We start from the raw sequence: 8,704 nt of genomic DNA, 5'->3' as shown, positions 1-8,704 counted from the left end.
ATAAATATCCGTAATTTTATCAAAACAAATCATAAGGCAAATCTTAGTTAAATCATTAAATGTCAGAAACTTAAAGATACTAATTTTTGCCTTTTATCACAAGCTATTTATTCTAAATTTACAATCGAACTCAGGTTATTAGTTTCTTTGTAAAATATGCGATAGATAAAGATTGGATCAACGAGCCTGCGAGAGTAGGAATCGGCATTTTGGCAGGTGCTATTGTAATGGGTGTGGCTCATAGATTAAGGAAAAACTATGCCGCTTTTAGTTCGGTATTTGTGGCTGGCGCTATCAGTATTTTTTATCTCACCATTGGTATTGCCTTCCACGATTATAAGCTATTTTCTCAAACCGTAGCTTTTATCATCATGGTGGTTATTACCATATTTAGCGCATTTGTTTCGGTGTCTTACAACAGAAAAGAATTGGCAATTTTATCTTTAATTGGTGGATTTGCAGTTCCGTTAATGGTAAGCACAGGTAAAGGAAATTATCAGATTCTCTTCACTTATATTATCATTCTGAATATTGGGATGATTATTATTGCATTCTACAAAAAATGGAGCATCGTTACTCTATTATCATTCCTCTTTACTTGGATTCTCTACTCAGCTTGGATTGGGAAAGAATATCCTTCTCAGACCTTTCCTAGTGGTGGCGCATTATTTTTTGCCACTTCATTTTACTTGATATTCAGTATTGCTACGGTGATTAATAATATGAGAAACAAAGGAAGTTTCTCAAAATTAGATTACTTCATCATGGTGGCCAATACTTTTTTCTATTTCGGAATGGGGATTACTATAATAGACGATTGGACTCCTCACTACAAAGGTCTTTTCACGATTTGCTTGGCACTTTATAACCTGATTTTCTCTATTATTTTGTACAGAAAATTCGGGATCAACAAGAACGCCATATATTTATTATTAGGTCTCACACTGACGTTTATTACATTAACGATTCCAATTCAATTTAATGGAAATTACATCACCCTATTCTGGGCTTGCGAAGCGGTTTTACTTTTCTGGTTGTCTCAAAAATCAAAAATCTCAACCTTCAAGTTGGGTGGTATTGTGGTTCAGTTGTTAATGCTTGTAAGTCTTATAATGGATTGGATGCAATGCTATTCCATCCACCCAGATCCCAATTTAGGGCTATTCATCAATAAGATCTTTATTACAGGAGTGGTTGCTGTAGCATCACTTGTTTTTACTTATTTTTTAATGAAAAAAGAGCATGAAAATACTAAAGTATTTATCTTAGATTTTAATTCTCAATTTTACAAATCTGCAGCACTTTTTGTTGCCATCTTTATTGGATATTTGGTAGGTATGTTTGAAATTAGTTTTCAATCTGCAATGCATATTGCAAACGAGCATTCGGCACTTTCCTATTCCGTAATGTATCATTTCGTAATTTCTGCACTGCTTATTTATTTCTTACTAAAATCTAATGCGAGTCAGAAACATTATATCAGTATTGGTCTTTCTTTGATTAATATTGTCCTGTACATCACTGCTCTATCTGGGCTTTCTCCAAAAGAAATGATTGTAAATTTCAATCTTAATCTTACGGATAAAACAGCATTTATTATCCATTACATTTTATTGGCTTGTGTGGGTTATTTCTTTTATGTCATTATAAAAAATAAGGTACACGAGGATTATCCAGTGATGCTCAAAGGCAAATGGACTTTATGGGCATTCGCTTTATGCGTTGTTATTATCCTGAGTAATGAAGTGATGATTCACGGATTAATTTTCAACAATCATATTATAGATGTTGCAGAAATCAATAAAACATATCCAGCCATCAAAGGGAAATTTGACGACTATAGCTATGAGAAATTAAGCTTCATCGAAGAACGATTTAGCGATGCAAAAACCCAAATTATTAAGATTGGATATCCAATTTTGTGGGGTGTATTATCATTTGTATTTTTGATTTTGGGAATCAAGAAGCAAAACAAGCAATTGCGTATTATTGCGCTATCATTATTGGGTATTACCATTGTGAAATTATTCTTATTTGATATTTCAAACGCATCTGAAACCGGAAAAATTATTGCATTTATACTATTAGGAATCCTTATCCTTATTATTTCTTTCGTGTACCAAAAAATAAAAAAATTGGTAGTAGACGAAAATAAAACTTCGAACGATGAAGAAAATATTTAATATCCTATTCCTTACTTGTGCTCTACAGTTTTCTTGGGCACAAGTGCATGAAGCGAAAATAAATACTGTGGCAGAAAACGGTCTTCATCAGATTATTTTGTCACCAGATGCACTTTCTGCTACTCAAAACAAATTGAGTAGCATTAGAATATTTGATGCAAAAAATAATGAAGTGCCTTATGTGGTATTCAATCAAAACACCACAAATTCTCAGTACAAAACTTTCGGAATTATTTCTAAAAATGCAATTCCCAATGTGGCTACTTCAGTTATTCTTTCAAATGAAAGCCAACTCAATTTAGATCATCTTATCCTAAAAATCGGTAATACGGAGGTTGAAAAAAAATACAGCATCAGCGGAAGTAACGATCAGCTAGAATGGTTTGGCTTGGTGAATAATCAGGTGGTGAGAGATCTTAGCGAATCAGGTTCAACATCTGTAAGCAGAGTTTTTTCTTTTCCTCTTAATAATTACAAATTCATTAAGTTCGATTTTATAGATAAAAATTCTCTTCCAATTAATGTTTTAGAAATTGGACTAGAAAAAAGTTTTTCGGTGGCAGAAAGCAAAGTAGAATTACAAAATTTTCAACAAAAAATTACTACCGACAAAACAACAAAGAAAACGAGAATTGCTATTTCTTTTAAAAATCCTCAGGTGATAGATGGAATATATTTTACCATACAATCACCCAATTTTTATCTGAGAGATGCTAGAATATTGGTCAACAAAACGATTATTCAGCGCAAACAAAAAAATACGTATGAAGAATCTATTGCCAACTTAAAAATCAATTCCAAAACAAATAATCAGTTTGCTTTATCTCATTTGTATGCAAAAGAATTTGTAATAGAGATCGATAACCAAGATAATCCACCTTTAGAATTTAAGAAAATAGGATTATTGCAAACTCCTATAAGCTTGCTATCAGATCTTAAAGCCAATGAGAATTACGTTTTGAAAATAGATCCTAAATTATCTGCTCCTACTTACGATTTGGCACAATCTGATATCAAATTTTCCAAAAATTATCCTCAAACATCTGTTACTAATCTTACATCTTTAGAAGATAAAGACAACCCAAACAAAGCCAACAACAAAAAGAAATCTTTCTGGCAAACCACTCTATTTATGTGGATCTGTATCGTACTAGCCGTAGCAATTATTGGATATTTTGCCATCATGATGATAAAAGATATGAATAAAGAAAATTAATTTTTTCAAAACAAATAAGATGGAAATCTCTCAGTATAGATGTTTTTTGTTTCCCTACCTTCTGCACTGGAAAATATCAATCCACTATTTCGGCTTAAAACTTGTACATTTATACAGAGATGGAAAATATGCAAGTACAGCCACGCTATAAAGAGTCAGAACATTTTACCCATTTTTGGAAATACGGAAATGGAAAACAACTCATAGATTTTTCTGGCGCCGTTGTGAATTTCGAGAATTTCAACAAATTTTCCCATTTTTACTATCATGTAGATACTTTGGGCGATGAAGTGGTGAAAGAAGTTTATTTTACCAAAAAATACAGCGAGGCCTCAAGAGAAATAGAAAATTACATTCGCAATGGAGTTTCGGAAATTGATGACGTTCCAGAAAGTGTAAAAAATCTTTTCCGTCAGACGCAAAAAATTCCAGATTGGCTAGATTACGATTTGATAAAAAGTGGCGCCGAATTGTGCATGAGAAGTAATCTAGATTCTCTGATTTCCCTTAGAGATTATTGTCTTATCGGCGGATACGACTATGCTTACCTTAGCAAACCTCTTATAGTAACAGAGGCTCTTAAAAAAGGAGCAGTAAAAAGACTTTCAGAAACGCTAGATTTTTGGGTAAACGTCACGCGTTATGATGCGCTAGAAATCCACAAAAAAGGCTACGAATTCGCCATAAAAACAAGACTTATCCACTCTTACGCTCGCCTTTCCATCAAAAAACATTACAAAAATTGGGATACAGAAAATTGGGGAGAACCCATCAATTCTTGGGATATGATGGCGACCTATGTTGGTTTCAGCTTGGTTTTCATGCACAGTTTGCACAAATTTGGGAATACTTTTTCTGAAGCTGAAGAAAAAGGTCTTTTTCATCTATGGAAATATGTGGGTTATCTCCTCGGCATCCCAGAAGAGCTTCTTCCCGACAACAAAAAGCAAGCTACAGAAAACTTCTACCTTTGGACTTCTATCCAACCGCCGTCTGATGATGGATCTAGATTGTTGGCGCATTCTCTGCTCAACGAGTCATTAGAAAATCCGATTTTGAAATACCAATTTCAAAGAAAAAATCTGAGATATCTCCATATTTGCTGCACTTGGTTTTTGTTGGATGATGAGGTTTGCAAGAGATTGCACTTGCCAAAAGTTCCGTTCAGGAATGCATTTCCGTATGCAAAAAAATTCATCAATAAAATTTATGATAACACCGTAAGCCGTGAAAATAGAATAAAAAAAGGCAACAAAGACCAAATGAAAGTGTTGGATGATTATTTGAAGATTACCCAAAATTCGAATTTTCATTAATATAATTTTCAAAAAGCTATTTCCAGCTTTCCACTGCTATCTTTTGCTTTTCCTTACGTCAAAGAAAAGCAAAAGGATATACTCTACAATCTGAGCTAGTACCGAATAATATAATTGATGTTATCTATGACACAATAAATTCGCTACTTGGTTAATTCTTTAGAACACAAAAATGCCTTTAAATTAAGCAGTAAAATGACACTGAATGAAGTACTCTATTTTATGTTTTATTTAACGCAAAAATCTTATTTATACTATCAATAATATTGGTTTTTGATATTAAAATTGCTTATTTTTGATAAATAATTAATACAAATGAGCAATTTAGAAGATAAGAAAAAAGCACTTGCTTTGGTGCTTGAAAAGATGGATAAAACCTATGGTAAAGGCACAGTAATGACCTTAGGAGATGCATCCGTGGATCACACAATAGAAGTGATTCCTTCTGGATCATTAGGACTAGACATTGCCTTAGGCGTTGGTGGTTATCCAAGAGGAAGAGTAATTGAAATCTACGGGCCAGAATCTTCTGGTAAAACTACCCTTACGCTACACGCTATTGCAGAAGCACAAAAAGCAGGTGGTATTGCAGCATTTATTGATGCTGAGCATGCCTTCGATAGAGGTTATGCTGCAAAGCTAGGTATAGACCTAGAAAACCTTATCATTTCTCAACCTGACAACGGGGAGCAAGGTTTGGAAATTGCTGACAACCTGATCCGTTCTGGTGCTGTGGATATCGTAGTAATAGATTCTGTTGCTGCTCTTACACCAAAAGCAGAGATTGAAGGTGAAATGGGAGATTCTAAGATGGGTCTACACGCAAGACTAATGTCTCAGGCATTAAGAAAGCTTACAGCGACTATCAATAGAACCAATTGTACAGTAATTTTCATTAACCAATTGAGAGAGAAAATTGGGGTAATGTTCGGGAATCCAGAAACAACAACTGGTGGAAATGCCTTGAAGTTTTATGCTTCGGTAAGGATAGACATCAGAAAAGCTTCTGCACCTATAAAAAATGGAGATGAAGCCGTAGGAAGTCGTGTAAAAGTGAAAATTGTGAAAAACAAAGTAGCTCCACCTTTCAAGATGGCAGAATTTGATATTATGTATGGTGAAGGTGTATCTAAAACAGGTGAAATCTTAGACCAAGCGGTAGAAATGAATATCGTGAAGAAAAGTGGATCTTGGTTTAGCTACGGAGACACCAAACTAGGACAAGGTAGAGATGCTGTAAGAGATCTATTGAAAGATAACCCTGAGCTTGCAGAAGAATTGGAAAACAAAATAAAAGAGGAAATTAAAATAAAAAAATAATTTCCCTCTCAGCAAGCAATTATTGTCTTTTGTGAAAATAATAAAACTTCTTATCTTTAAGGGATAAGAAGTTTTTTTTGTAAATAAACGATAAGATAGCATCAGATTTTTGTTCCACAATTTCAAAAATATGATATAATATTTTATCTACTTTGGAATTTTGATAGAACCTATACAATCTCAAATTTTTTTACGATCATTATAATTCAACTGAGTACCATATAATACTATAACTAATGGTGATTAAACTATAAGTTTCACTGTTGTACAGTTTAAAGATAAAAATTATGTAACGATTGAGAAATAACTTTCTAACGGAGAAAATCCTGATTTGGATATTGGAAAAAAATAAAAATGGGATATTCAGCAGAAGAGAATAAAGTAGATAATCTCTCCTACTCAACGCAAATTTCCACTTTCGCTACATTTTCTCTATTCTTAGCCCTATTTTGTACTTGCACCTATTAGTATACTAGGTTCTATTCTCAATGAATAAAGTCTATTTCTGCAATAGGGATAGAAACGAAAATCCCGGAAAAAGCCATGGATACTGCTAAGGCTTGAGGAATTGTAGGGGATAGCCCGACCCGAGCAAGGACAAGTATGGGAAATCTGCTGATAGGCGGCTGCGAGGGAATTGCCCGAAGAAAAAAGACAATCTGTCACATTGTAAGAAATGGTATTTTATTTGAGATTTGTATAGCAAATAAAAAAACAAAATAGTTATGACAAAAGGAAGTATTAATGTATCGGTGGAAAATATTTTTCCGTTAATCAAAAAGTTTCTTTACAGTGACCACGAAATATTTTTGCGCGAGCTGATTTCTAATGCAACGGATGCAACCTTGAAGTTGAAGCACCTTACAAGTATTGGTGAGGCGCAAGTAGAATACGGAAATCCGAAGATTGAAGTACAAATAGATAAAGATAATAAAACCATCACCATTACAGACCAAGGTCTTGGAATGACGGGTGAGGAAGTAGAAAAATACATCAACCAAGTTGCTTTTTCGGGTGCGGAAGAGTTTTTGGATAAATATAAAGACAGCGCAAAAGATTCTGGAATTATTGGACATTTCGGTCTTGGTTTCTATTCTGCATTTATGGTGGCTGAGAAAGTAGAAATTATTACCAAATCTTATAAGGATGAGCCAGCAGTACGTTGGATCTGTGATGGTAGCCCAGAGTTTACTCTAGAACCCGCAGAAAAAACTGAAAGAGGAACTGAAATCGTATTGCACGTAGCTGAAGATTCTACAGAATTTTTGGAAGAAAGCAAGATCAGAGAACTTTTGGCGAAGTACAACAAGTTTATGCCAGTTCCTATTAAATTCGGGACAAAAACTGAAACTTTACCTTTACCAGAAGGAGCGGCAGAAGATGCAGTAGCAGAAACGGTGGAAGTAGACAACATTATCAACAATCCTACACCAGCATGGACAAAAGCGCCAAGCGAACTTTCTCCTGAGGATTATACCACTTTCTACCACGAATTGTATCCAATGCAATTTGAGGAGCCATTATTCCATATTCACCTGAATGTAGATTATCCTTTCAACCTTACAGGAGTATTGTTCTTCCCAAAATTGGCGAACAATATGAATATCGAAAAGGATAAAATACAATTGTACCAAAACCAAGTGTACGTAACAGATGAAGTAAAAGGTATTGTACCCGACTTCTTGATGTTGCTAAAAGGTGTAATAGATTCTCCCGATATTCCATTGAATGTTTCTCGTTCTTACCTACAAGCAGACGGCGCAGTGAAGAAAATTTCTTCTTACATCACGAAAAAAGTTGCTGATAAAATGGCTTCTTTGATTAATGAAAACCGTGCTGATTTCGAGAAAAAATGGAATGACATAAAAATCGTAATTGAATACGGAATTATTTCTGAAGATAAATTTGCTGAGAAATCTGATAAATTTACGCTTTATCCAACTACAGACGGAAAATACTTCTTGTGGAATGAATTGGAAGAAAAAACAAAAGCTTCACAAACAGATAAAGACGGAAATTGGGTCATCTTGTATGCTACCAATGCAGACGAGCAACACTCTTACATACAAGCAGCTAAAGATAAAGGCTATGAAGTATTGCTTCTAGACTCTCCTATTGTCCCTCACCTTATCCAAAAATTGGAATCTTCTAAAGAGAAAATTTCTTTTGTAAGAGTAGATGCAGATCACATTAATAATTTGATTAAAAAAGATGAACCTGCAATTTCTAAATTGAACGATGCTGAAAAGGAAACGTTGAAAACAGATATTGAAGGAGCCGTAAATGATAAAAAATTCTCTGTACAACTAGAAGATTTAGACAGTACAGATGCGCCTTTCATTATCACTCAACCTGAATTTATGCGTCGTATGAAAGATATGCAAGCTACTGGCGGCGGAGGTGGAATGTTCGGTATGGGAGGTTTCCCTGAAATGTATAATTTGGTAGTGAACTCTAATTCTGACTTTGCAGCAAAAGTACTAAAAACTGAAAATGCTGAAGAAAAATCTTCATTGGTAAAACAAGCTTTAGACTTAGCCAAATTATCTCAAAACTTATTGAAAGGAAAAGAACTGACAGATTTCTTACAAAGAAATTACAGCCAGTTGGGTAAATAATTTTTTTATTTAAATGATAATTAAATGTTTCGGAGGAACCTTTGGTGCCGC

5 protein-coding genes are annotated in these 8,704 nt (G+C 34.2%); all 5 read left to right on the top strand.

Annotated features, from left to right (window positions below; genetic code table 11):
• The first annotated feature begins 116 nt into the window (after positions 1–116).
• Positions 117–2,183, top strand: coding sequence for a DUF2339 domain-containing protein (locus ACKI42_RS00865; protein WP_407401480.1), 2,067 nt, complete (start codon positions 117–119; stop codon positions 2,181–2,183).
• Positions 2,167–3,399: a hypothetical protein gene (locus tag ACKI42_RS00860; protein WP_407401478.1), complete on the top strand. Its 1,233-nt coding sequence runs from the start codon at positions 2,167–2,169 to the stop codon at positions 3,397–3,399. The genes ACKI42_RS00865 and ACKI42_RS00860 overlap by 17 nt, the downstream gene beginning before the upstream one ends.
• A gap of 101 nt (positions 3,400–3,500) precedes the next feature.
• Positions 3,501–4,715, top strand: coding sequence for an oxygenase MpaB family protein (locus ACKI42_RS00855; protein ID WP_407401476.1), 1,215 nt, complete (start codon positions 3,501–3,503; stop codon positions 4,713–4,715).
• Between the two features lie 315 nt (positions 4,716–5,030).
• Positions 5,031–6,035 (top strand): recombinase RecA, encoded by a 1,005-nt coding sequence (gene recA, locus ACKI42_RS00850; RefSeq protein ID WP_407401474.1) that lies wholly within the window; start codon positions 5,031–5,033, stop codon positions 6,033–6,035.
• 725 nt (positions 6,036–6,760) lie between these two features.
• Entirely contained in the window at positions 6,761–8,653 is a 1,893-nt protein-coding gene (gene htpG / locus ACKI42_RS00845) for a molecular chaperone HtpG (RefSeq protein WP_407401472.1), read from the top strand.
• The last annotated feature ends 51 nt before the right edge of the window (positions 8,654–8,704 follow it).

The organism is Chryseobacterium sp., from assembly GCF_045629545.1.
Lineage (GTDB): Bacteria > Bacteroidota > Bacteroidia > Flavobacteriales > Weeksellaceae > Chryseobacterium.
This window is presented reverse-complemented; position numbering and strand designations above follow the sequence as displayed.

What these genes read in the sequence shown, in the direction of transcription:
- ACKI42_RS00860 (WP_407401478.1), top strand. Translation starts at nt 2,167, where the DNA reads ATGAAGAAAATATTTAATATCCTATTCCTTACTTGTGCTCTACAGTTT.
- recA (WP_407401474.1), top strand. Translation starts at nt 5,031, where the DNA reads ATGAGCAATTTAGAAGATAAGAAAAAAGCACTTGCTTTGGTGCTTGAA.
- htpG (WP_407401472.1), top strand. Translation starts at nt 6,761, where the DNA reads ATGACAAAAGGAAGTATTAATGTATCGGTGGAAAATATTTTTCCGTTA.